At 71.9% G+C, this 2223-nt stretch carries 2 protein-coding genes; both read right to left on the bottom strand.

Annotated features, from left to right (window positions below):
* Positions 1–1106 (bottom strand): NDP-sugar synthase (locus IY392_RS14640; RefSeq protein ID WP_309234189.1); only part of this gene is annotated, 1106 nt, incomplete at its 3' end.
* Between the two features lie 81 nt (positions 1107–1187).
* Positions 1188–2066: a glycosyltransferase family 2 protein gene (locus IY392_RS14635; RefSeq protein WP_107755929.1), complete on the bottom strand. Its 879-nt coding sequence runs from the start codon at positions 2064–2066 to the stop codon at positions 1188–1190.
* Between the last annotated feature and the right edge of the window lie 157 nt (positions 2067–2223).

Genomic DNA, 2223 nt, shown 5'->3' with positions numbered 1-2223 from the left:
TCCGTGGAGTAGCGGATCCCGCCGTCGGGGATCACGACCCCGGGCCACACCCGGGCCCCGCGCAGCAGTTCGCAACGCGCACCGATGTCGGCGCCGTCGCCGATCACCCCGTCGCGGATCAGCGCCCGGTGGCCGATGCGCGCGCCGAAGCCGATGATCGACCGTTCGACCGTCGCCCCGGCCTCGATACGGGCGCCGTCGAAGACCACGGCGCCGTCCAGCCGGGCTCCGGCCCCGATCTCGGCGCCGCGACCGACCACGGTTCCCCCGATGAGGACCGCCCCGGCGCCGACCCCCGCACCCTCGTGGACGAGCGCCTCGCCGTGATGACTCTCGAGTGCAGGCGACGGCGCGATGCCGCGGACGAGGTCCGAGGACCCGCGGACGAAGTCCTCGGGCGTGCCCATGTCCCGCCAGTACGCCGAGTCGACGAAACCGTAGACCCGCTTGCCCTCGGCGAGCAGCTGCGGGAAGGTCTCGCGCTCCACCGAGACGGGGACGCCCTCGGGGATCTGCGCGATCAGTTCACGCCGGAAGACGTAGCAGCCGGCGTTGATCTGATCGGTCGGCGGGTCCTGCGTCTTCTCCAGGAACTCCAGGACCCGGCCGTCGTCATCGGTCGGCACACAACCGAACGCACGGGGATCGGAGACGCGGACAAGGTGCATCGTCAGGTCCGCGTTCCTGGCGTGGTGCAGGTCGAGGATCCGGGTGAGATCGGTACCGCCCAGCACGTCGCCGTTGAACACCATGATCGTCGATGCGGTGAGCTCGTCCAGAACGTTGCGGATGCCGCCGCCCGTCCCCAGCGGCTCGGTCTCCACCACGTACGTCAGTTCCAGGTCGAGGTCGGACCCGTCACCGAAATGCTCCTCGAACACCTCGGCTTTGAACGACGTACCCAACACCACCCGCCGGATGCCCGCCGCCCGGATCCTCGACAGCAGATGGGTGAGGAAGGGCACGCCGGCCGTGGGCAGCATGGGCTTGGGCGCCGAGATCGTCAGTGGGCGCAGGCGGGTCCCCTTCCCGCCCACCAGGACCACCGCCTCGGTGTCTGGGATCAGATCGCGCGGCGCGGCGCCGGAGGGGGTCGTCGAGGTCACAGTCCTGCTCCCGATGTCGTGGCCCCCGGGCCGCGCGCTGGCGCGGCCCGTCCGGGCCGGTGGATGGTCTCGTCGTCCGCGTCAGCGAAGGCCACGCCGGGCGGATCGGATCGCGAGTCGGCACCGTAGCGCGAGACCCACGCGGAGGGCCCAGCGTAACGGGGCCTGCCAGGCGTGCGGATGCCTGTCCGCCTGGAACAGGTACGCGCTGCGGTGATGCGCCCTGAGGGTGAACTCCGGCACGGTCCTGGCCGCGTGGCCCTGGTCGTGGTGGATCACCGACGACGGCACGTAGACGGACTGCCACCCGGCGCGCCCCAGCCGGTCCCCCAGGTCCACGTCCTCCAGGTACATGAAGTAGCGCTCATCGAACCCGCCCACGGCGTCGAAGGCCTCTCGCCGCAGCAGCAGACACGACCCGGACAACCACCCCGCGGTCCGCTCGGAATCCATGTCGGCGTCATCGAGGTAGCGGGCGGTCCACGGGTTGCCCGGCCACACCGGGCCCAGCAGCGCGTGACCGATCCCGGCGCCGAGGCTCGGCACGGCGCGGGCCGAGGGGTACACGGACCCGTCCGTCTCGGCGATCATGGGGCCGAACGCCGCCGCCCTGGGCCACCGATCGGCGGCGCCCAGCAGCGCGTCCACCGATCCCGGCTCGAACCACACGTCCGGGTTGACGACCACCACGAACTCCTGGTCGAAATCGGCCGGTCGCCGGGAGATCTCGGTCACGGCGCGGTTGATCGCGGTCCCGTACCCCAGGTTCCCTCCCGTCGGGAGGAACTCGGCGAAGTCGTGCGCGGCCGCCGCGGCCTCGGGCGCGCCGTCCGTGGAGCCGTTGTCCGCCATCACCAGCCCCACCGGCCGGGTCGTGGACCCGGGCAGGGTCTCCACGAACCGGCTCAGATGGTCGCCGGGAGAATAGGTCACCGTCACGACGGGCAGTCGGGTCGTCACCCGCAACACCCTACGACGCCGCACGCCGATTCCGACGCCCGGCGCGCGGCGCGGTACCGTGGGGGAATCATCGGCGGCCTCGCGCGGTCCCCGATTCGACGACAAGGACGGTGGATGAGCGCCGAGGTACCAGCGACGCCCCGGCGCGCACCCGCCC

Origin of the sequence: Dietzia sp. SYD-A1, from assembly GCF_015356725.1 — a bacterium.
Classification (GTDB): domain Bacteria; phylum Actinomycetota; class Actinomycetes; order Mycobacteriales; family Mycobacteriaceae; genus Dietzia.
Note: the sequence above shows the minus strand (reverse complement) of the source record. Positions and strands in the feature narration are given on the sequence as shown.